Consider the following 22,534-nt stretch of genomic DNA (forward strand, 5'->3'; position numbering starts at 1 on the left):
ACTCCTTATTGATTAACAGCTTGTTTAGTCGGGGCATTATCCATTACACGAACAAATTCCGCTTCATTATATGGATAACCTGCTTTTGTAATTTTTACTCTAACAATTTTTCCTACCATATCTTCTGTAGCAGGGAATACGACTTTAAGGTAGTTATCTGTGTAACCTTCATAAAGGCCACTATTAGGATCTTTTTTATAACGTTCCTCTGGAATTACTTCTAGAACTTCATCTTCATACCGTGACGCATATTCTTTAGCTTGTTGATTAGATAGTTCTATCAATTTACGCACGCGTTCATGTTTCGTTTCGTCGTCAATTTGATCCTTCATACGTGCAGCTGGCGTCCCTGTTCGCTGAGAATAAGGGAACACATGTAATTCAGAAAAACCTATTTCTTGAATGGAGCGATAAGTTTCCATGAACTCTTCTTCAGTCTCACCAGGAAATCCTACAATCACATCTGAAGTAATGGCAAGACCAGGTAATGCTTGTTTAACTTTTTTCACTCTCGACATATAAAATTCCATCGTATATTTACGACGCATACGCTTAAGAACGGTATCAGAGCCAGATTGGAGTGGAATGTGCAAGTGTCGAACTACTTTTTCAGATTGATCTAATACTTCGATGACTTCATCGGTTATTTGACTAGCTTCGATTGAAGATATTCGAATTCGTTTTAATCCATGAACTTGAGATTCAAGATCACGCAATAGTTGAGCTAAGTTATAGTCTTTTAAGTCCTCACCGTAACCGCCTGTATGAATACCTGTTAAGACAATTTCCTTATATCCTGCGTCTACTAACTGCTGAGCTTGCTTAACCACGTCTTCTGGTGGACGTGAACGCATTAACCCTCGAGCCCAAGGGATAATACAGAACGTACAGAAATTGTTACATCCTTCTTGGATTTTAAGAGAGGCACGCGTACGATCTGTAAATTGTGGTACATCCATCTCTTCAAATACACGTGTTTTCATGATGTTTTTTACACCATTTATAGGCTCGCGATCTTTTTTGTATTGCTCTATGTATTCAAGCATTTTACGACGTTCTTGTGTCCCTACCACAATATCGACACCAGGAATCTCCATGATTTCATCTGGTGATGTTTGAGCATAACAACCTGTAACACATATGACAGCCTCAGGATTTTTACGAACGGCACGTCGAATCACTTGACGGCTTTTCCGATCACCTGTATTAGTTACTGTACACGTGTTAATAACATAAACATCTGAGTGTTGGTTAAAGTCAACACGCTCATAGTCATGTTCTTTAAAAAATTGCCAAATGGCCTCTGTTTCATAGTGGTTTACTTTACACCCTAAAGTGTGAAACGCAACAGTTGTCACACTTCGCACCTCCATTCTTCAAAATAAAATGACATTGCCGATAAAGCATATAACGGAGCTGTTTCAGTTCTTAAAATCCGTGGTCCAAGCCGGATTGAACGACATTTCAATTCCTCAAGGAAATGGATTTCTTCATCTGAAAAACCACCTTCAGGCCCGACGATTAAAAGGATATGTTCGCCTTCTTTTACCTGTTGAATGGCTTCTTTAAAAGATGGTGAATGTTTTACATCCTCTTTAGCAACCAATTCACTTGCCACCCAACAGTGATCAAATGAGTGGTTATTAAATAATTCCTTTAAAGTGTGTTTTTCATGAATCGTTGGAACAACAGCACGATGAGATTGTTCACTAGCTTCTTTCGCAATCTTACGAAGGCGTTCTAGCTTTTTTTGTTCTTTTTTATGATCCCATTTTACAATAGAACGATCCAGTTGTAATGGGGCAAAATATTTCATCCCTAACTCTGTCGCTTTCTGTACAATGAAATCTAATTTATCACCTTTTGGTAAACCTTGAGCTAATGTTACCGTAATTGGCAGCTCTTGGTTTTCATTCAATTTTTCAAGTACCTGACAAGTTACTTCTTTGTCATGAATTTGAACAATTTCACAAAGATAAGACATTCCATTTGAGCTACAAATAATAGATTGTCCTTCTTTCATCCTCATAACATTGACAATATGATGATAATCATCATCTGTAATGGTGAGGGTTTGATCCTGCCATTGGTTAGATGGGACAAAATAACGTTGCATGTTACTTACCTCTTTTACTCAGGCTTTTTAGCGACCATTGAAATCCAGTCTTCCATTGCGTTTACTTCTACTATTTCAAAGCCAGAAGCTATTAAAGCTTCTTTAACTTCGTTTTTCTTACCTTGAATGATCCCAGATGTAATAAAATATCCACCAGGTTGTACTTTGTCGTAGGCATCATCAATAAATTCTAAAATAATTTCTGCTAAAATATTCGACACAATAATATCAGCACCTGGTTCAACGCCCTCTAATAGATTATTTTGCTCAGCTTCTACACGATTTTGAACTTGATTTAATTTAACATTTATCTGTGTACTCTTAACAGCAACCTCGTCTAAATCAAAAGCTTTAATGCGTTTAGCACCTAAATGTGCTGCTGCAATAGTTAAAACACCAGAGCCAGACCCAACGTCATAAACCACATGCCCCTCTTTCACATATTGTTCCAAAGCTTGTATGGATAATACAGTCGTTGGATGTGTCCCAGTTCCGAAGGCCATACCAGGGTCTAGCTCAATGATGATTTCGTCACTACTCACTGGTTCATACTCTTCCCAAGTAGGAATTATTGTAATTTTTTCGGAAATTTTTACTGGTTTATAATATTTTTTCCACGCCGTAGCCCATTCTTCTTCGTTCACTTCTGATATTGTTACATTGTTGTGTCCAATATCAATATCGTATTTAACTAGATTATTGATGGATTGTTTAATTTCATCTACCGTTTCACCTAAAAAGCTATTCACGGGTAGATAGGCCTTAATGTAGACACCCTCTTCAGGATAATTATTTGGATCAAGTTCATAAATGGTACCAAATAGTTTCACGTCGTCTTCTCGATATAAATCTTGCGGGTCTTCAATTACAACACCACTTGCTCCTGCCTCGTGAAGAATATTAGATATCGGTTCAATTGCTTCATTAGTGGTATGAACCTTTAACTCGGACCACTTCATAACGGATCACTCACTTTGACATTTTTTAACCTATTTATACCTTTATCAAGTCCATTACTTAGCCTTTAAAAGCGCGTTTCATGCGTTGAAACAAGTTATCTTGTTGTTCATCTAAAGATTGGTCTCCACTTAATTCATGGAACTCTCTTAATAATTCTTTTTGACGTTCATTTAAATTCTTAGGAACAACAACTTTTATTAAAATGTGTTGGTCCCCTTGCCCATGCCCATGAACGTTCGGAGCCCCTTTACCTTTTAACCTAAAGTGCGTTCCTGTTTGAGTACCAGCTGGAACTTTTAGTTTGACACGGCCATGAACGGTTGGAACTTCGATTTCATCCCCTAAAGCAGCTTGAGTAAAGGTGATAGGCATTTCGCATAAGATATCGTCACCATCGCGTTCAAAGAATTCATGCCGTTTCACACGAATAACGACAAATAAATCACCTGCTGGACCTCCATTGACACCAGGCCCGCCTTGACCGGTCACTCGAATCTGTTGACCATCATCAACACCAGCAGGAATACGAATATCGATTTTCTTACGTTTCTTCACTTTACCATCGCCACCACAAGTGTGACATTTTTCTTCAACTTGCTTTCCGCTTCCTTGACAATGGTGACAAACTCTACGATTTACGACTCTACCAAACGGCGTGTTTTGCTCCACATTTAATTGTCCTGTACCATGACAGTGTTGACACGTATGAACTGATGTACCAGGTTTGGCACCAGACCCGTCACAAGTATCACAATTTTCTTCTTTAGGAATCTCAATCGTGGTTTCCTTGCCAAAGATTGCTTCTTCAAACTCTATTTCCATTGTATATTGAAGATCTTGACCTTGTCTTGGAGCGTTCGGGTCACGACGTCTTCTACCGCCGCCACCAAAGAACATATCAAAGATATCACCGAAATCGCCAAAGTCTTCGAAGCCGCCAAATCCACCTTGACCAGCACCTTGTTGAGTTCCGGCATGGCCAAACTGATCATATTGCTGACGTTTTTGTGCATTACTTAACACTTCATAAGCTTCTTTAACTTCTTTAAATTTATCAGCGGCATTATCTTCCTGACTAACATCAGGGTGATATTTTCTCGCTAGTTTACGATATGCTTTTTTTATTTCTTCCTTAGATGCGTCTTTAGACACACCAAGTACTTCATAATAATCTCGTTTACTCAATTGAAGATCACTCTCCCGTACCTTCTCGCATAGATTTTATCATAACATTACCATCTTTGTTACTGCAATCACTTAAGGGAATATACGAATAATTAAAATAAACAGTATTTTAATTAAGAATAAAAAACGTTTATTTTAGTCCTAAATGATGATGCTGAAAAAAAGTCAAAGTCAAGATTGTCCTGACTTTGACTTTTTAAGTAAAAGTTATTTTTTATCGTCTTCATTAACTTCTTCGTAGTCTGCATCAACCACGTTGTCGTCATTATTAGCTTCACCAGCTTGACCTTCAGCTTGCTGAGCTTGTTGTTGAGCTTGCTCATATAGTTTAACTGAAAGATTTTGAACTTCTTGTTCTAGCGCTTCCTTCTTAGCTTTAATTTCTTCAAAGTCTTCACCTTCTAGAGCTTTCTTAAGCTCTTCTTTAGCATCTTCAGCTTTTTGTTTTTCTTCATCAGATACATTATCGCCTAAGTCTTTAATCGTTTTATCAGTTTGGAAGACTAGTTGATCAGCTTCATTGCGAAGTTCAACTTGTTCACGGCGCTTCTTATCTGCTTCTGCATTTTCCTCAGCTTCTTTAACCATTTGCTCTACTTCTTCTTCTGAAAGGCCTGAAGAAGATTTAATCGTAATGGATTGTTCTTTGTTAGTTCCCATATCTTTCGCACTAACGTTAACAATTCCATTTGCGTCAATGTCGAACTTAACCTCGATTTGAGGTACACCGCGTGGTGCTGGTGGAATATCAGTTAATTGGAAGCGTCCAAGAGTCTTGTTGTCCTGTGCCATTTCACGTTCACCCTGTAACACGTGAATGTCTACAGCCGTTTGGTTGTCAGCTGCTGTAGAGAATACTTGAGAATGGCTTGTCGGGATAGTTGTATTACGTTCGATTAATTTAGTAAATACGCCACCCATTGTCTCAATTCCTAATGAAAGTGGTGTGACATCTAATAATACAACGTCTTTCACATCACCTTGTAAGACTCCGCCTTGAATAGCAGCACCTAACGCAACTACTTCATCAGGGTTAACACCTTTAGAAGGTTCTTTTCCAACTTCTTTTTCAATAGCTTTTTGAACAGCAGGAATACGAGTTGAACCACCGACTAAAATAACTTTATCAATTTCTGAAGCTGACATATCAGCATCTTTTAAAGCTTGACGAGTTGGTTTCATCGTTCTTTCTACTAGATCCGCTGATAATTCTTCGAATTTCGCACGAGTTAAATTCATTTCTAAGTGTAATGGACCTGCTTCACCTGCAGTGATGAATGGTAGTGAAATCTGAGTTTGAGCTACACCTGAAAGGTCTTTCTTAGCTTTTTCAGCAGCATCTTTTAAGCGCTGTAGAGCCATTTTATCTTGAGAAAGATCAATTCCATTTTCTTTTTTGAATTCTTCGACCATATGATCAATAATCACTTGGTCAAAGTCGTCACCACCAAGTTTGTTATCACCGGCTGTAGCAACAACTTCAAATGTGCCATCGCCAATATCTAAAATAGAAACGTCGAAAGTACCTCCACCTAGGTCATAAACAAGTACTGTTTGATCTTCATCTTGATCAATACCATAAGCTAAAGCAGCCGCAGTTGGTTCGTTGATAATACGTTCAACTTCTAAACCTGCGATTTTACCTGCATCTTTTGTTGCTTGACGTTCTGCATCGTTGAAGTAAGCAGGTACTGTAATAACAGCTTTAGTCACTTCTTCACCTAAATAATCTTCAGCATAAGCTTTAATATGCTGTAAGATAATCGCAGAAACTTCTTGAGGCGTATATTCTTTTCCTTCAATTTCTTCTTTATGATTAGTACCCATATAACGTTTGATAGATTGAATCGTATTAGGGTTCGTAATCGCTTGACGTTTCGCGACTTCACCTACTTGGCGTTCACCATTTTTGAACGACACAACAGATGGTGTTGTGCGATTTCCTTCTGGGTTAGGGATGACTTTTGCTTCGCCACCTTCCATAACTGCTACACATGAGTTTGTTGTACCTAAGTCAATACCGATGATTTTACTCATTGATAAATCCTCCCTTATTCTTAGCGTCAATTATTATTTTTTTATTCATTAACCTTAACCATTGCTGGTCGGATTACCCGATCTTTCAATTTATAACCTTTTTGTAGAACTTCAACCACTTGATTAGATTCATAGCCTTCCTCTTGCACTTGCATCACGGCTTGGTGCAAGTTAGGGTCAAACTCTTCTTTTTCCGCTTGAATCTCTTCTACTCCAGCTTTTCCAAGTGCTTGATGAAGCTGGTTATATACCATTTTCATTCCTTCTACAAATGACTGACTTCCTTCATCGTTCACTTCTGTTTGAAGTGCTCGTTCAAAGTTATCTAATACAGGTAAAATTTCCGTAACTAACTCTTGGGATTTATATTTCAAGTCATTCTCTCGTTCCTTTTGAGTACGACGACGGAAATTATCAAAGTCGGCTTGTGTACGCAAAAACTTGTTCTTTAATTCTTCTTTTTCAGTTTCAAGTTGTTTAATTTGTTTTTGTAGCTGTTCATCGCTGTGTTGCTCTTGTTCTTCATTAACAGATTCATTACTTCCTTCGACCTGTTCATCGTTAGTAACTTTTTCTTGTTGTTCTTGGTTCATTGTTTTTTCATCCATTTCGTCACCTCCAACGATTCCCTTCCTTTTCCAATTGTTAAATATACCATGAATTCAGAAAATGACAAGTATTTAACCGTAAGAAAACTTGGCTATTGAATCTTGCCAAGTTTTTTATAACACTTTAACAATATAAGCATTTCCGCTTTTATTGTTCAGTAAACCACTTCTGTAATGTCTGGGACATTTGGCCACTCCATAAATCTAAAATCGATACAGCTTTCGCATAATCCATACGTGTGGGCCCGAGCAACGCAATCGTACCAACCTGATTATCACCAAGTGAGTAAGTAGTTGTAATTAAGGTACAGTTACTCATTTCTTCAATCTTATTTTCCTGCCCAATATAAATGTGCAGTCCTTCATCTTCACTCTTTAAGACAGGGGCAATCTGTTCTTCACTTTCCATAATGTCAAATAGAGATCTAATTTTATCGACATCAGCGAATTCAGGTTGAGATAATATATTTGTCTTACCACTTACGTATAGGTTAGTAGGTTGTTCTGTAAACAAGGCTTGATTAAGTAATTGATAAGATTTGTGAAAGTCATTTGTATATTTTTTGAGAAGATACTTAACTTCTGTTTCAATAAATCTGTCAAGATATACAATTGGGACTCCACTTAATTTTTCATTAAGAATATTAACTGTTTTTTCTAAATCGGACTGGTCCAATTCTTCAGGAATAGCAAAAGAACGGTGTTCCACATGTCCTTTATCTGTAATAAGTATGGCAATTGCTGATTGGTTATTTAACGGAACAATTTGTAACTGTTTAAGTTTTGTTTCATAAACTTGGGGACCTAGCACCAGTGTTGTATACCTCGTCAACTCAGATAAAATGTGTGCAGAGTTCTGCATAACACGTTCAAGTTCAATCATTCGATCACTAAATGATTGTTGAATCTGATTAATTTCCTGTTTGGACAACTTCAATGGTGACATAATATGATCCACATAATATCGATACCCTTTTTCTGAAGGTATACGACCAGATGATGAATGTGTTTTTTCTAGATAACCTAAGTCTTCTAAATCAGCCATTTCGTTTCGGATAGTCGCAGGGCTGAAAGATATACTTTCTTTCTTAGCGATATTACGTGATCCTACAGGTTGTGCAGTCTCAATGAAGTCATCAACAATAACTTTAAGAACCAGTAATTGACGATTAGTTAACATGTCTATCACCCCTGTTAGCACTCAATTGTTTCGAGTGCTAATTCTAATAATAAATTATCAAAATCATATTAACCTGTCAATTATTAAGGGATTTTTTATAAGTGTCTTCATCTAATAAAAATGAAGCGAAAACGTCATTTCCAAACATAAGTCCGTTCTTGGTAAGATACACTCGATCATCTTCTCTCTCTAACCAGCCTTTATGTTGTAAGTCTTGAATTTCTTTCTCATATAATTGGAATAAAGAAACGCCATATTTATGGATAAACTCATGATCCGTTACACCTGATGCTCTTCTTAATCCTAGAAACATCTCTTCTTCTAGCTTTTCTTTCAATGTAATAACATCGCGGTGAAGAATTGGCTTCTGGTCTTTTTCCAATGCTTCATTGTAATGGTTAACAGGTCTTAGATTGACGTATCGTTCTTGATTTAAATAACCATGAGCCCCTGCACCAAAAGCATAATATTCTTCATTATTCCAGTATGTTAGATTATGCTGACTTTCAAACCCTTTAACAGCATAATTGCTTATTTCATAATGACGTTTACCAGCACCCTCCATCATTTCCATTAGCATTAACAACATTTCTGCCTCGTCTTCTTCTGGTGGTTTATTAAGCTTTCCTTGTTGATGCCTCATATGAAAGACGGTTCTTGGCTCTATTTGCAGCGCATAGGCAGAATAATGCGGTAAATCAAAAGCAAGGGCCATGTCTAACGTCTTTTTGAAATGATCGATACTCTGATCTGGTAATGCATAAATGAAATCCATACTTATATTATTCAAGTCGTAATGTTGAAGCATCTCTACTGTCTTTTGAACATCACCTACTGTATGGTTCCGATTTAGGAGTTTGAGGAACTCATCATCTAATACCTGAACCCCTAGTGAAACGCGGTTAATTCCAAAGTCTTTCATTATTTTGACGTGGCCTTCTTCAAATTCACCTGGGTTTGCTTCTATCGTAAATTCTTCGACTTGTTCAACGTTAATAAACTCATTAATCGTTTTCAGTAAAAATTCTAATTGATTTTCATTTAAGCTAGTAGGTGTCCCTCCACCTAGATATACTGTTCTTGGAGATATTGTTTGATTACCTATATAAAGTCCCATTTCTTTTCTTAAATTTTCAAGATAGGCATCAGCTAATTCTCGGTTATAATATATTTTTGCAAAATCACAATAATGGCAGATTTCATGGCAAAACGGAATGTGTATATAAACGGATCGGTCCATCACTGCCACCTCCTTCTTTACAAGATAAAAGGGCAGACCTTTTGGCCGCCCTTATGAATCTTCATCCATTTCTAATACGGACATAAATGCTTCTTGTGGGATTTCCACTTTACCAACCATTTTCATCCGCTTCTTACCTTCTTTTTGTTTTTCAAGAAGCTTTCTCTTACGTGAAATGTCACCGCCGTAACATTTCGATAAGACATTTTTACGCATCGCTTTGATCGTTGTTCTTGCCACCACTTTATTACCAATGGCTGCTTGAACAGGTACTTCAAACTGCTGTCGAGGAATAATTTTCTTTAACTTTTCTGCAATATGCTTTCCTCGGTGATATGCAAAATCACGGTGTACAATAAATGATAACGCATCAACCGTTTCACCATTAAGTAAAATATCCATTTTAACTAAGTTTGATGGTTTATACCCACTTAACTCATAATCAAATGATGCGTATCCTTTAGTTTGTGATTTTAATTGGTCGAAAAAGTCATATACAATTTCGGATAGAGGAATTTCATAAACAATATTCACTCGATTCTCATCTAAATATTGCATGTCAATGTATTGTCCGCGTTTCTTTTGACATATTTCCATAACCGGACCTACAAAGTCATTGGGAACCATAACGGTTGCCTTAACAAATGGCTCACGTACTTCTTTTATATTTTTAGACTCTGGCATTAACGAAGGGTTCTCAATATTAATAGTTTCCCCATCCGTCAACTCTACTTCATAAATAACACTTGGTGCTGTTGTGATAAGATCAATATTAAATTCACGTTCAATTCGTTCTTGGATGATTTCCATATGAAGGAGTCCTAAGAATCCACAACGGAAACCAAAGCCAAGTGCTTGTGAAGTTTCAGGTTCATACTGTAAGGATGAATCATTCAATTCAAGACGCTCTAAAGCTTCACGTAAATCGTTATAATTATCCGCGTCCACCGGGAACAAACCGCAATATACCATAGGGTTTAATCGCTTATAACCAGGTAACGGTTCATCTGCAGGGTTATTCGCTAATGTAATGGTATCCCCAACTCGTGAGTCTCCAACATTTTTAATCGATGCAGTTAAGAAACCAACGTCACCGACCCTTAATTCATCTTTACTTATTGGTTTAGGAGTAAATACTCCAAGCTCAGACACTTCAAAGGTTTTACCAGTCTGCATCATCTTAATTTCATCGCCGACTTTAATGCTTCCTTCTTTAACACAAATATAAGCAATAACACCGCGGTAAGGGTCATACAACGAATCAAAGATAAGAGCTTTCGTAGGTTCTTTTGGATCTCCTGTTGGTGCTGGAATATCCGTTACGATTCTCTCTAAAATTTCGTCAATGCCTACTCCATCTTTTGCCGAGGCTAAAATCGCATCATCTGCATCAATTCCGATAACATCTTCAATTTCTTGCTTCACTCGATCAACATCTGCACTAGGTAAGTCAATTTTATTAATTACTGGAATTATTTCTAAATCATTATCAAGCGCTAAATACACATTGGCTAATGTTTGCGCCTCAATACCTTGCGCAGCATCCACGACGAGTAATGCCCCCTCACATGCAGCTAAGCTTCTTGATACTTCATATGTAAAATCGACATGTCCCGGCGTATCGATTAAATGAAATAAGTAATCTTCACCGTCATTAGCTTCATATTTGAGTTGTACTGCATTTAACTTAATCGTAATTCCGCGCTCGCGCTCTAAATCCATAGCGTCTAAGAATTGTTCTTTCATTTCACGTTCTGTTAACGCTTTTGTTTTCTCTAATATACGGTCTGCTAATGTTGACTTCCCATGGTCAATATGGGCAATAATCGAGAAATTTCGGACATTCTGTTGTTCTGCCAACTTTCATCACTCCTGTTTCTACGTCCAATAACACTAGCTCGATTATAGCAATTGAACCTATAATATTCAATCAAATATCTTTAACGGTACAAAAAGAAACCCATTGTTAAATTAAATAATTTCGTTACTGTGGAAAAATGTTCAATAACCAGTAAATGATTACATTAAAACGCACTCCTCATATCACCATAAATAACAGTACAAAAAAAGCTTGGAATCAACACCCAAGCGTTTTTTATTTAGTCTTTTTCAACTAAAAGCACCCGTTAATAAAAAGTCCCCACTTCAGCTAACTAAACCCCAAACTGTTTTAAGTGATGGTCAAGGTGCTTATAAATCCCTTTTCCCCATTGCTCAGAAGTAAGTTTACCGAAAAAAGGATGTGGATGATTTGTACACTTTTGAGGACCATTATTTTGAAATGCTATAATCTTTTGTTTTAGTTTTTCCTTTTCTGTATCAAATTCTTTTTCATCTAGAATTAAAATGGTAGGGATTGTGGACATGTTTTGAGGTAATGGCTTGTCGTTATAAAAAATTGGTTTCACAAACTTCCCAATTAATATCCCTAACCAACCTCTCGAAGGAAAAGCGTTTCCCATTGCAATGTCTTGAAAGGACGAGCAATGTGCAAGCATTTTGGCAACATCCATTTTACCCCATTGCGGTTTTGAAGATGGGTTTAAATTGTCGATACGGTTTACCATTTCCTCTGCATGCAATTGATTAAAAATATTCTTCATTATTGTCCCCCTTGGCATTTTGGTTAACACATACCCACAATTGATTAATTAAACTATCCTGCCCGTATGTTTAGGAACTTTCCAACACAACTCTACATTTATTTTAACATGAAAACTCCATACCTACTTAGTTAATAAAAATCAACATAGCAATTAGCACGTTGACAATAATCATCGTGTAATTTAAAAAGCAATTTTATATGCAAATCCAAGTGTTTATATTCAATAAGCATTGATATATAAGGAAAAACAACAGACCAAATCATATGAGATTTGGTCATTAAATTAGTGAGTTATTTTAAATTGTTTCTCCACCGAGACGGAACTACTACACTACTTATTGTTAAATGAGTGTCTTTCTGAAACATCAATTCATCCTGAGAGGGAGAAGGATCACTAGCTCGTAATTTTTCTTGATTATTATGCAAAACCGTTATTAAAAGAACATGGCACTAAACCGATAGAGAAATTGGAAAATGACTGAAAATAAGGTTTTTACAAAGTTCTCAAGTGAAGATGCTACAGTATAGAAAGATCCAGAGTTGGTCGTTACCTCTTCATTTAAAACTTCATTATGAGTTTCTTCAAATGAATCAGTGGATACACTTGATTGTTTTAGGTCTTCTTCAGTTTGTATGGTATTAACCTCTGGTTCTGTTTGATTCGTCGTTGCTGTTTGCATCCCCAAATAAAAGATAAAGAAACAGACGATTATCCAAAAAAATGCTCTCATAGCCATTCTCCTTTTCGTTATTGACGTTTAGCGCCTTCTTGTTCCATGTAGTATTCGGTAAAAACTTCCGCAAACGCATCTAATGCACGATTTAACTCTTCGTAGCTGTTCTCCACTCCACCAACTTCGACTAATAAAGCTTGATCGGTTAAATCTTGATTGTATACTCCGTTTACACCTGGTCCTCCTTTAACCTCTATACCTCGACTAAGCCCAGGGTATTTCTCCTCTAGTAATTCGTGTAACTGGCTCGCTAGTTTCAAGTTTTCTTCATAAGACTTATGATCTTCACCTACAATGAACCAAAGTCTCGCCATTTCCTTTCCATTAACAGTAGTTGTGGTGACATTTCTTCGCTGAGCGTCACGGTGTATATCTATTAAATATTTAACTTGATCATTGCTACTTAACACATCTTGTACGACTTCTCGAGATACATCGTAAGATTGACTGTATCCTTCTGGCGGGAGTAATCGATAATAATCCGTTTGATCCACAAACGTTTTTATTCCGTTATTCTCTAGTTGTTCACCTAGATATTGACTTAGCTTCATGACATTTTCTTCTGAATGAAATGATTCATCGAAGTTAGTCCCTTCCGGTAATTCAGGTAAAAAAGATTCTCTATTATGTGTTGTATATATAAATACGGATTCATCACTAATATCGAGTTCAGGTTCTTCCACAGGTGATTCATCTTCCTGATCATCAAATAAATGATCTGGTGGCGCTGTTTCGATAGCAGTTGTGAACATGTTCGTACCTTCACCCGCTACTACAATCGTACTATTCGTATTCGGAAACCTTGGTAGCTCATGCCCAAATAGTAACCGAGTATCTTGATAAGGTAGGCTTGTGAATAAAGGTAACGCAAAGCTTGCTAAGGATAATTGTTCATCGTGTTGATCATTTAGTCCATCCATAATAGGTTGATCAATGGTCATGAAAAAAGAATAAGAAGCACCGTCGATTTGCTTGATCCAATCTTCAAGTATATTCGTCGATGCTTCGCTAAATGGTTTTATGGAAAATAAGGGAATAAGGAATAACAAACATATAAAGAAAATCTGAAATAATAGAAAAGGATGCTGCTTAACTTTTCGAATTTGCGACCAATTAATTTGTAATTTTTTCTTCATCTACCTTTTCAACCTTTCTACTAAAGTTCTATTAAAACTCTATTCAGAAGGTTGAAAAGGTAGAACCAATTATTTTAAATAATGTTTCGCATTTTCTGGAGTAATGGAATCATGTAATGCTTGGTTAATACCAGAGGCAACGATTTCACTCATATATTCAATTACTTCGTCAACTTCTTTTGGAGTGACAATTAAATTATGACCAGTTGGTCTAAGTACCTCTCGAATTAATTGACGTTTTTCATCTTCTTTCAATGCACCTACGATTCCTAAGTAAGTTTGTCTTGTCTCTTCATCTGGCAAATCTTCATCAGTGTACTCACGACGTTCACCAAAATCCATCCCTGCTGGTGTTAATGCTTTACCCGGCTTATCACCTTCCTCCATTTCTCGACCAAAATGTTTTAAAAGAAAATCGATCGTATCATTCGTAATCGTAACTGCATCAACTACAGTCGGGATTCCAATCGAAAACACTGGAATGTTTAACGTTTCCTTGCTTACTTCTTTTCTATCGTTACCAATTCCTGAACCCGGATTAATTCCCGTATCAGATAATTGTATTGTCGTATTAACACGGTCGATTGATCGAGCAGCTAAAGCATCTACAACAATCATAAAATCAGGATTGGTTTTTCGAACGACCCCAAAAATGACATCACTCGTCTCCATCCCTGTTAATCCCATTACGCCAGGGGTGAAAGCTGATACCGGTCTGTCCCCTTCTCCAACCATTTCTGGGTGAAGCTCGAATAAATGGGATGTCACATATAATTTATTAACAGTGAATGGACCTAAGGCGTCAGGTGTCACATAACCATTTCCTAGTCCAACTATGAGACATTTAGCGTCATCAGGTATATTGTGTTCGTCCATCAACCGTTTGATTTCTTTAGATAATATAGTTGAGGATTGTCTTCCGAACTCTGGGTGCATATTCCTTAATTCTTGCGCTTCAACCGTTACATAATTACCCGGTTTTTTTCCAACTCGTTCTGATCCTTGTTCGTCTATCTCTACTCGGGTTAATTTGTATTTACCTTCTTGGTACTCTTTAATAATAATTCCGTCTAATTCATGCTTTTTCTCTGGGTTTTGTTCAACAAACATCTCTTTAGCTTCCACGGCTAAATCCGTTCTGGGTCTAAATTCTTTTTGTACCATATGATCCCTCCTATCAATTTTATTGTTACCGAAGTATTGCAAAATAAACGAATAGTATAAACCAAATTCATGACAAGCGAAATATCTTAACAGCAAACTATTGAAAACTTATGGTGGCTTTGGTAAAATGACTTTTGTCCATCATAAAGAAAATTTGATAACGGGACATTTTCATCAGGAGGTGAAGAAAGTGGCAAATACGAAACAAGCTACTAAGCGTATCCGCGTAAACTACGATGCTCGTATGCGCAATCAATCAGTAAAATCAGACATGCGTTCAGCAATTAAAAGTGTAGAAACAGCTGTCCATGAAAAAAATGCTGATGCAGCTAAAGAAGCGTTAACAAATGCTGTTAGCAAAATTGATAAAGCCGTACAAAAAGGCATCATTCACAGAAATAATGGTGACCGTAAGAAGAGCTCATTAATGACAAAAGTTAATCAATTAGCTAACTAATAAAGAACATATTAAAAAATCCATTTCATAAAGAAATGGATTTTTTAATACTTTTAAATTTAACTTACCTCTTTTAAACGTTGGACAACTCTCTGTAAAAACAATTCAAGAGCTAACCATTGTTCAATTTTTCCTGTTTTCATTTTCTCATCTGTTATCGCCGCTTCCATTAACATATCTTTTAAGCCACGATCTGTAAAACGTCTCTCTCTTTTTAATGCCATTTTAACTGCGTAAGGGTGAACCTGAAGTTGTTTTGCTATTTGTTGCTGTTGATACCCTTTTTGTTTTAGCAATTTTACTTGTAGAATAATTCTAATTTGTGAACTAATGAGTGCTAATAATCCAATTGGTTCTTCGTTTTGCTTTTTCAATTCTTTTAATAATTGTATAGCTGGCCCCACTTTAAATTCCACTAAATGATCAATTAAATTAAATGTATTCGCCTTAGCGTGGATTGATATAATTTCTTTTGCTTCTTCCAATGAAATCGGTTGATCGTTGAAATACAGATTTAATTTGTCTAACTCATGCTGAACAGCTTCAATATGCTCGCCAACTCGTTCTGCAATTAGTTCAATAAGTTCTTCACTAAGGCTCATTCCTTTACTTTCCGCAAGATTCCTGATAACTTGTCCCATTTCATAAGCTTTAGGCGAACTACACTCAATAAAAGTTGCACAATTCTTTAACGTTTTTACAATTTTTTTACGCTGGTCCATCTTTTCATAAGGAACAACGATTATTAACGTCGTAAACTCAACTGGATTATGCGCAAACTCTTCTAATACGTCTATTTGATGTTCAATGTCACTCTTTACTTTTTGTCCAGTCAAAAAATAAGCACGTTGAACTTCAACTAATTTATGTTCACTAAAGAACGGAAATGTCTCCGCGTCATGAATGGCTTCTTGTATTGGTAAGGTTTCCATGTCATATGTATTTCGATCAAATTCAGGGTCTTGTTTTTTAATTTGGTTTTCGATTCGCTTTTTGACTTCTTGTATAAAGTAGGATTCCTCTCCATATAATACATAAATAGGAACCAGTTGATGGGATTTACTCTGAATAAATTCTTGTGCATGCATCTCATTCCACACCTTTCTATGCCATTTTAATCGTATAATGAAGGCGTACAGATGACAAGTGAATTTTCAACATATAAAGAGGGGAACAAATTCCGTTCCCCCCAATATCTATATAAACGCCAAAAATAAAATCCCGGGAATTTTTATTTTTAGCGGCGTTTGTTGTATAGTTATTTTGTGCGTAATAAGCTATAATATTGCTGTTAACTCTTAACAGTTCATTAAATTTCTACAGATTTTTGAAATGAATAAAAAGTGATAGATTTTTTAAAGCAGATGAATTATACTAAAATGTAGCGTAGGAGGGATATTCGTGAACGAATTTGAAAAAGATGTACAATCCAAAAATAATGATGTTGTCGATTCCATCAAAGGTTTCAGTTTGTCATTCATTTTCTTCTTCGTCATTTTCTTTATTGGAACAATTTTCAAAGTGGTTGGTTCTTAATAAAGAGATAAGAGTGACAACGAAATTAAAGAGACTGTATCAATAAAGATACAGTCTTTTTTAATACTCTAATATAAGTTATGGATTAAACCTCTTTAATGTGCTATGTCCATCCACATATTTTATTGAAATAGAACCATCCTCATCTGTCCTCAATATTCGAATACCTTCATTAGTTAATCGTTCTAATACTTCTGGATCAGGATGACCATAACGATTCTGATCTCCTACAGATATTATAGCCATATGAGGGTTTGTTTCTTTAAGAAGAGTTTCACTAGTTGACGTATTACTACCATGATGAGCTACTTTTAACACATCAAGGTCTAATCGATACTTTTGGGCAATTCGTTCTTCGATTTCATTTGTAATATCACCTGTAAACAACATATCAAAATCATCATATTTCAGAATGAAGACTAATGAACGATTATTTTCATCGTGATTCTCATCATCAAAGTTTGGTGATAAAAACTTCATTTGAACATCGCCATGTGAAATTTGCATCCCTTCTTGTATAGTGACGAGTTTAGAAAGTTCGAGCGATTGAAATGGGTGACTGATTATAAGTTTGGGTTGAAAGTGATTAATTATTTGTTTTAAAGATCCAGCATGGTCGGTGTCATAATGACTAATTATGATTCCATCTATTCTCGAGATTCCTTTAGACCATAAATAAGGTTTTATGATATCGTTGAAATTTTTATGTTCATGACCTGAATTAAAACGAATTTCTTCACCGACATCTACAACATAAATGCCACTTCGATTAGGCAATTCTATAACAATCGACTCGGCTTGGCCGACGTCTAAAACCGTAATTTTTAAGCTTTTATCTATATAATGGCTCCCTAATTGGATATACCATAATCCAACCATCAATATTGAGATAACTCCAGCTCTTTTTAAATACCCTGCTTCCCAACTATACATAAACCACAGAAAGAGTATGCCGTAAACCACCATGATTACTAAGTTTGGTTGCCCAACTACCCACTGCGCAAAGCTTGGTTCTCCAATCAATAAAATAACCTTCATCATTTTTTCATGAATCATAATAAAAGCATAATCTAAAAAGGCTACAACCTTATCAGGGAAAATGAACACACTAAGAGTAATGGATAACAAAAACGGAAGTACAAGTATTGAAAAATAAGGTACATATATTAAGTTCATAGCAAACGAAAGCACATTTGTGAAATAAAAATAATAAAACTGTAGTGGAAGGATAACGAGTTGACTAATGAGGCTTACTTTTAATGAGATCATCAACCAAGAACCATTTTTCAGAAGCTTTCTTGATAAAATCAATGCAAATGTAACAGCAAAAGAAAATTGAAAAGATAATTGGTACATTAAATAAGGGTCTACTATAAGCAATACCATAAAAACAATCGATAATATGTCGGTGACATCTAGTTTTGATTGTTTCATAAAGCTTAATACTATGACAAATATGGCCATTAATCCTGCTCGCAAAACGGGTGGTTGAGCGCCAGCGATAATGATATAAATAGGAATTATGACTAATATTAACCATTTTGATTGTTCAATGGTAAGTCGTGTCCATTTGGACAAAACCACATAACAAAGCCCTAAAAATATACCAACATGTAACCCGGAGATCGCTAACAGATGAGAAAGACCCCAATATTGAAAAGATTTAATGATATCATTAGGAAGACCTTCTCTTTGACCGAATAATAACGCATTAATCCACGCATAACTTTGTTCTGAAATTTGATTGATTATATTCTGTTGAATCACATAACGCCATTCAAAAAAATGTGATAGGAATGAACGACCTTGGCATTTCAATATTTCAGTGTCAAAACTGACATATAAAATACCTTGATTAGCTAAGTATTGTTGATAATTAAATTGTCCAGGGTTCGTGGCTGCATTAGGAGTTTGAATATAACTTTTGACTATACACGACGATCCGTGATGAGGGTTTACATTAGGTTCGTTTGAATAAAAATAAACTTTTTGGCGCTCCATTTGGCCAATAAATTTAAGTTGCTCTCCATCAATTTCAGGATCGGAAATGACCTTTACCGCCCCTTCATAATAACCATAATCCTCTACTGCATAGTCTAAATTTGGAGAAATGATTAAGGAAAGAAGAAAACTGAACGAAGCCATTAGGAAGAGGTAGGGGTTATTAATAACTTTCTTTTTCCAAACCAAACATAAAAGAGTAAACATTAATACCCCTACACCTAAAGGAAGGTAGCCTAACATAAAGGTTAGGCTCAAAATAAACCAATTGCCTTTCATTATTCCACGTTACTAAATAACCGATTGGCCTCTTGTGTTAATTGTTTTAATTCTTCATGATTCGTTCCGTTCTCTTCTAATTTTTGAAGCAATTGTGAGATAAAATAAAGCTTGTCTTTCGTATTTGTATCAATATGTAAATAATCTAATTCCACTTGTTCAACTTCCACCTCTGCTTCTTCAAGTAATTCAAGAGCATAGGCGTGATTTTTATAATCATGAGCATAATAAATCTTTTTAATCCCGCTTTGAATAATGGTCTTAGTACAATTTAGACACGGAAAATGTGTGACATATATTTCAGCACCTTCAGTAGGTACACCGAATTTAGCACATTGCAAAATTGCATTTTCTTCAGCATGAATGGTTCTAACACAATGCCCATCTATGACTTTACAACCTTCATCTATGCAATGAACACTGCCTGAAACACTTCCGTTGTATCCCCCCGCAATCACTCGTTTATCTCGAACAATTGTAGCCCCTACAGATAAACGTTCACATGTACTTCTAAGCGCTAATAAATGGCTCTGTGACATAAAATATTGATCCCAAGATATTCGTTCCATGAAACGCCCTCCTATTTACACTTTTAAATACCATTATAAATGATATCTTCTAAGGTACCATAATAAATTCTTGTATTCTTTCTAAAGTTTTTTTCCCTATCCCACTAATGTTTAATAAATCTTCTGCTGAATTAAAATATCCATGTTCCTCTCTATATTGAATAATCGCCTTCGCTTTTTGCTCACCTATACCCGGAATTTGGGTTAATTCATCAATATCTGCCACATTGATTCTTATTTTGTTTGATTCGTTCATCGTCTCTACTTGTTGAGGCTGTTGATCGTTGATTGTAGCCACGTAAATAACCATTTCATCTGCTAGTAACATAGCTAAATTTACGCTAGTTTGATCAGCACTTGACGTTAAACCACCTGCTTGCTCAATTACATCAATGACGCGCTGACCTTCCCTCATTTCGTATACACCAGGCCTTTCAACTTCTCCCTTTACATCAACCATTATGACGTTTGAAGTTTCATTTCTTTGATCTGAGTCTGACTGATTTAGTTCGGAACTTTCGATTTCGTCAACTTCTTCAATCAGCCCATCATCTTTTTCACTCGACCAAAACCAAATAACCAGTAATACCACAGCAACAGGAATAATATACCAAAACTTATTAATTGGCATGATTTAAACCTTCTTTCATATACATATTGATGAGTTAGTATTTAGGTTCGATTTGTTCACAAAGGGGGGTTAATCATGAAGTGGGGAATAATCGGTACAGGAAACATGGGCCAGGTGTTATTACATGCCCTTACCTCCAGTCATGCAGTTGATCAGCACGATCTCTATTTATATAATAGGACTTTTATGAAAGCATATGCTTTAAAACGCCAATACCAAAATGTACACGTCGTTCAAACGGTAGATTCAATTGTAAGTGAATGTGATATCATTTTTTTATGCGCGAAGCCGAAGGAAATCATTGAAATTGCAACTAAATTAAAAGATGAGGTATCTGAAGAACAAACTATTGTATCCATTACGAGTTCTGTGTCAGTTGAACATTTAGAAAGTATATTACCTTGTACAGTGGCAAGAATGATTCCAAGTATAACAAACAGGGCATTAAGTGGAGTAACATTACTTACATTCCCGCAACACATTAAATCAGATAAAAAGGAAATCATCCTTCAGACATGTAAACATTTTTCCACGCCAGTAGAAGTTGAAGAAGAACACGTAAGGATCGCTTCTGATATTGTATCTTGTGGCCCCGCGTTCTTAAGTTATATACTGGAAGAAATGATTCAATCAGCCATTCGGAAAACTGGTTTACCAAAAGAACAAGCGACTACATTGGTTGAGCAGATGGTTATTGGTTATGGTAAATTATTCAAGGAAAACATTTATGACTTCTCCTCACTAAAAGAAAAAGTAATGGTAAAAGGTGGTATAACCGGGGAAGGTATGGTGGCTTTAGAAGATTCATTTATCAATGTATTTGACCATGTTTTTGACGCCACGCATGATAAATTTTATACAGAGAAAGAACACATTGATCATTTAGTTAATGAAATGAATCCTTAAAGATGTTTATGAATAATATTTTATTTAAAATTAAAAAAATTTCAAGTAAAAAAGCTGGTGAAAATGAAAAATCACCAGCTTTTATTCTTTATGACAAACAAAAAATACACGATCAACATCATGAGATTCTTCAGTTGATGTTATTTCTTTCTGAGAAAAATCGTAATAGGTTTTTATCTTATTAAAACCCGCTTCCTTTAACATATCAACATATTCACTGATTGCAAATGTTCGTTGATGGTGACGTTCATCATGTCTTTTGTATAAACCATTTTCTTGTTTAACAAAAAACGTTAAATCATGTTCGATACTACCAGCTTGACTTCCAGGTTCTGTAAACCATACATAACTCACATCATTTTCAATAGCTGAGAAGATCTCTTGTTCAACTAACCAATCTATATACGATTCACTATGAACATCAAAACTAAAGACTCCACGTTCATCTAAATGTTGATAAGCCCGAGAAAAAACATCCATTAGTTCGTTTTTATTCGTAACGTAATTGATTACATCGCAAAAACTAATGATTAAATCGAAAGTTTCGTTTAGATTAAATGTTCTAATATCATTTTGAAAGAAAGTCACACTCTGACTTCTCACTTTTGATGCGGCTACTTTTATCATGTCTTCGGACAGGTCAAAAGCTTTAACTTCATACCCTTGATTTCCCAACCTAATGGCTATTTCTCCAGTTCCACATCCCATGTCAAGTATTTTTATGTTAGATGTTGGTGTTAAAAAATTGATGAAGTGAAGCCATTCATCATAAGGGGCATCATTCATAAGATCATCATATACGTCTGCCATTTTCTTATACATTTAGCAACACCTAATTAAAGAGTTAATTGAATGCGATTGGCATCGCCCCATAATTTTTCTAAATTATAATAATCTCGCTCATCTTTATGGAAAATATGAACGACAACATGTTCTAGATCAACTAGCACCCATCGGGATTGATCTCGACCTTCAATTTTCTTAACTTGATATCCGAATTCTTCTACAGCATCTTTTATACCTTTACTTATAGCATCAACTTGACGTTCATTGGTACCATGACAAATTAAGAAATAATCTGCAATTAAGGATACTTCTCTCATGTCTAAAGCTACTATATTTTCAGCGCGTTTATCGTCACATGCTTTTGCTGCAATTTCTAATAACTGTTCACTATCCATAGATTAACC

Annotated in this window: 22 protein-coding genes; 3 read left to right on the plus strand and 19 right to left on the minus strand. The window is 35.8% G+C overall.

Translation table 11 applies throughout. The features are described 5' to 3' along the window. Nucleotides 1-5: 5 nt before the first annotated feature. The 13 genes from mtaB to gpr all read right to left on the minus strand — a co-directional run bounded on the left by mtaB (nucleotide 6) and on the right by gpr (nucleotide 14,965). Nucleotides 6-1,358, minus strand: a complete 1,353-nt coding sequence (mtaB, locus tag BMY57_RS03385) for a tRNA (N(6)-L-threonylcarbamoyladenosine(37)-C(2))-methylthiotransferase MtaB (protein WP_091772622.1) — start codon at nucleotides 1,356-1,358, stop codon at nucleotides 6-8. Beyond that, nucleotides 1,355-2,116, minus strand: coding sequence for a 16S rRNA (uracil(1498)-N(3))-methyltransferase (locus BMY57_RS03390; protein ID WP_091772623.1), 762 nt, complete (start codon nucleotides 2,114-2,116; stop codon nucleotides 1,355-1,357). Before BMY57_RS03390 ends, mtaB begins: the two co-directional genes overlap by 4 nt. Nucleotides 2,117-2,130: 14 nt before the next feature. Further along, nucleotides 2,131-3,075 carry a 50S ribosomal protein L11 methyltransferase gene (gene prmA, locus BMY57_RS03395; RefSeq protein WP_091772624.1) on the minus strand — a complete coding sequence of 315 codons (945 nt, stop codon included), beginning with the start codon at nucleotides 3,073-3,075 and terminating at the stop codon, nucleotides 2,131-2,133. A gap of 58 nt (nucleotides 3,076-3,133) precedes the next feature. After that, on the minus strand, nucleotides 3,134-4,261 hold the full coding sequence (dnaJ, locus tag BMY57_RS03400; RefSeq protein ID WP_091772625.1) for a molecular chaperone DnaJ: 1,128 nt from the start codon (nucleotides 4,259-4,261) through the stop codon (nucleotides 3,134-3,136). Nucleotides 4,262-4,468: 207 nt separating this feature from the next. Further along, nucleotides 4,469-6,298 carry a molecular chaperone DnaK gene (gene dnaK / locus BMY57_RS03405; RefSeq protein ID WP_091772626.1) on the minus strand — a complete coding sequence of 610 codons (1,830 nt, stop codon included), beginning with the start codon at nucleotides 6,296-6,298 and terminating at the stop codon, nucleotides 4,469-4,471. Between the two features lie 41 nt (nucleotides 6,299-6,339). After that, nucleotides 6,340-6,906 carry a nucleotide exchange factor GrpE gene (gene grpE, locus BMY57_RS03410; RefSeq protein WP_091772627.1) on the minus strand — a complete coding sequence of 189 codons (567 nt, stop codon included), beginning with the start codon at nucleotides 6,904-6,906 and terminating at the stop codon, nucleotides 6,340-6,342. A gap of 148 nt (nucleotides 6,907-7,054) precedes the next feature. Beyond that, the gene (hrcA, locus tag BMY57_RS03415; RefSeq protein WP_091772628.1) at nucleotides 7,055-8,086 is read right to left on the minus strand and encodes a heat-inducible transcriptional repressor HrcA; all 1,032 of its coding nucleotides are present in this window, start codon (nucleotides 8,084-8,086) and stop codon (nucleotides 7,055-7,057) included. Between the two features lie 76 nt (nucleotides 8,087-8,162). Beyond that, nucleotides 8,163-9,326: a radical SAM family heme chaperone HemW gene (gene hemW, locus BMY57_RS03420; RefSeq protein WP_091772629.1), complete on the minus strand. Its 1,164-nt coding sequence runs from the start codon at nucleotides 9,324-9,326 to the stop codon at nucleotides 8,163-8,165. Nucleotides 9,327-9,377: 51 nt separating this feature from the next. Continuing rightward, a complete protein-coding gene (lepA, locus tag BMY57_RS03425; RefSeq protein ID WP_091772630.1) occupies nucleotides 9,378-11,186 on the minus strand; it encodes a translation elongation factor 4 in 1,809 nt (602 codons plus the stop codon). 293 nt (nucleotides 11,187-11,479) lie between these two features. Beyond that, complete coding sequence (locus BMY57_RS03430; protein WP_091772631.1) at nucleotides 11,480-11,929, minus strand: DUF1569 domain-containing protein; 450 nt, start codon at nucleotides 11,927-11,929, stop codon at nucleotides 11,480-11,482. A 436-nt stretch (nucleotides 11,930-12,365) separates the two neighbouring features. Further along, complete coding sequence (locus tag BMY57_RS03435) at nucleotides 12,366-12,662, minus strand: hypothetical protein (RefSeq protein ID WP_091772632.1); 297 nt, start codon at nucleotides 12,660-12,662, stop codon at nucleotides 12,366-12,368. Between the two features lie 17 nt (nucleotides 12,663-12,679). Then, on the minus strand, nucleotides 12,680-13,801 hold the full coding sequence (spoIIP, locus tag BMY57_RS03440; RefSeq protein ID WP_091772633.1) for a stage II sporulation protein P: 1,122 nt from the start codon (nucleotides 13,799-13,801) through the stop codon (nucleotides 12,680-12,682). Nucleotides 13,802-13,870: 69 nt separating this feature from the next. Then, complete coding sequence (gene gpr, locus BMY57_RS03445; protein ID WP_091772634.1) at nucleotides 13,871-14,965, minus strand: GPR endopeptidase; 1,095 nt, start codon at nucleotides 14,963-14,965, stop codon at nucleotides 13,871-13,873. Nucleotides 14,966-15,155: 190 nt separating this feature from the next. Between gpr and rpsT the strand changes: the two genes are divergently transcribed. Further along, a complete protein-coding gene (gene rpsT, locus BMY57_RS03450; protein WP_091772635.1) occupies nucleotides 15,156-15,422 on the plus strand; it encodes a 30S ribosomal protein S20 in 267 nt (88 codons plus the stop codon). Between the two features lie 59 nt (nucleotides 15,423-15,481). Here the strand turns inward: rpsT and holA are convergent, their stop codons facing one another. Next, on the minus strand, nucleotides 15,482-16,510 hold the full coding sequence (holA, locus tag BMY57_RS03455) for a DNA polymerase III subunit delta (protein WP_091772636.1): 1,029 nt from the start codon (nucleotides 16,508-16,510) through the stop codon (nucleotides 15,482-15,484). Nucleotides 16,511-16,823: 313 nt separating this feature from the next. Here holA and BMY57_RS03460 point away from each other — a divergent pair, with 313 nt between their 5' ends. Then, nucleotides 16,824-16,958 carry a YqzM family protein gene (locus tag BMY57_RS03460; protein ID WP_091772637.1) on the plus strand — a complete coding sequence of 45 codons (135 nt, stop codon included), beginning with the start codon at nucleotides 16,824-16,826 and terminating at the stop codon, nucleotides 16,956-16,958. A 78-nt stretch (nucleotides 16,959-17,036) separates the two neighbouring features. On the opposite strand, the gene BMY57_RS03465 is transcribed toward BMY57_RS03460, so the two are convergent. Genes BMY57_RS03465 through BMY57_RS03475 form a run of 3 tightly spaced genes read right to left on the minus strand, consistent with a single transcriptional unit; the run spans nucleotide 17,037 to nucleotide 20,438 of the window. Further along, a complete protein-coding gene (locus BMY57_RS03465) occupies nucleotides 17,037-19,238 on the minus strand; it encodes a DNA internalization-related competence protein ComEC/Rec2 (protein ID WP_091772638.1) in 2,202 nt (733 codons plus the stop codon). Further along, nucleotides 19,238-19,807 carry a ComE operon protein 2 gene (locus BMY57_RS03470; RefSeq protein ID WP_091772639.1) on the minus strand — a complete coding sequence of 190 codons (570 nt, stop codon included), beginning with the start codon at nucleotides 19,805-19,807 and terminating at the stop codon, nucleotides 19,238-19,240. The genes BMY57_RS03465 and BMY57_RS03470 overlap by 1 nt, the downstream gene beginning before the upstream one ends. A gap of 49 nt (nucleotides 19,808-19,856) precedes the next feature. Continuing rightward, complete coding sequence (locus BMY57_RS03475; protein ID WP_091772640.1) at nucleotides 19,857-20,438, minus strand: helix-hairpin-helix domain-containing protein; 582 nt, start codon at nucleotides 20,436-20,438, stop codon at nucleotides 19,857-19,859. A gap of 75 nt (nucleotides 20,439-20,513) precedes the next feature. Between BMY57_RS03475 and comER the strand changes: the two genes are divergently transcribed. After that, nucleotides 20,514-21,344 carry a late competence protein ComER gene (comER, locus tag BMY57_RS03480; protein ID WP_091772641.1) on the plus strand — a complete coding sequence of 277 codons (831 nt, stop codon included), beginning with the start codon at nucleotides 20,514-20,516 and terminating at the stop codon, nucleotides 21,342-21,344. An 81-nt stretch (nucleotides 21,345-21,425) separates the two neighbouring features. Here comER and BMY57_RS03485 read toward each other — a convergent pair whose 3' ends face one another. Next, a complete protein-coding gene (locus BMY57_RS03485) occupies nucleotides 21,426-22,166 on the minus strand; it encodes a class I SAM-dependent DNA methyltransferase (RefSeq protein ID WP_091772642.1) in 741 nt (246 codons plus the stop codon). Nucleotides 22,167-22,180: 14 nt separating this feature from the next. Beyond that, on the minus strand, nucleotides 22,181-22,525 hold the full coding sequence (gene rsfS, locus BMY57_RS03490) for a ribosome silencing factor (protein WP_091772643.1): 345 nt from the start codon (nucleotides 22,523-22,525) through the stop codon (nucleotides 22,181-22,183). Nucleotides 22,526-22,534: the final 9 nt, after the last annotated feature.

It is taken from the genome of Piscibacillus halophilus, assembly GCF_900110685.1.
GTDB lineage: Bacteria > Bacillota > Bacilli > Bacillales > Alkalibacillaceae > Piscibacillus > Piscibacillus halophilus.